Source organism: Oleiphilus sp. HI0123 (genome assembly GCF_001635315.1).
In genome coordinates this window covers 1-410 of sequence record NZ_LWGE01000064.1, presented here as the reverse complement: position 1 = coordinate 410, position 410 = coordinate 1, and the positions used below count along the sequence as shown (strand labels likewise).

The window sequence follows — 410 nt, the reverse complement described above, 5'->3', positions numbered from 1 at the left end:
TGAGAAACCTGAGGGCCTGTTAAGTTTGTTAGCGTCAAAGGAAGCTGCTTGATGGATATTAAAGTCGCCTTCGCGGACACGTTTTTTAACGCTTTAGTGAAACTACCAGCTAACACCCAAGCTAAGGTTATTCAACTGGTTCTAAAGTTTCAAAGTAACCCTAAATCTCCGGGATTGAATTATGAAACTCTCAATGCGCTTAAGGATAAGCTCATGCGATCTATACGGGTTGATCAAGCATACAGAGTCATACTACATGCACCGGCTGAGGGAAATGTCTATTTGCTATTGTGGGTAGATCATCATGATAGAGCATATAACTGGGCAGCAGTTCATCAGTGTAAAATAAATCCTAATACTGGATCTCTACAGATATACGAGACCATGATTGAGACGATGCAAAAGGTTTC

General features: G+C 41.0%; 1 protein-coding gene. It reads left to right on the top strand.

All coding sequences use genetic code 11. From position 1 onward, the window contains the following. Positions 1–51: 51 nt before the first annotated feature. On the top strand, positions 52–410 hold a 359-nt coding region (locus A3761_RS26505), incomplete at its 3' end, for a type II toxin-antitoxin system RelE/ParE family toxin (RefSeq protein WP_369808143.1).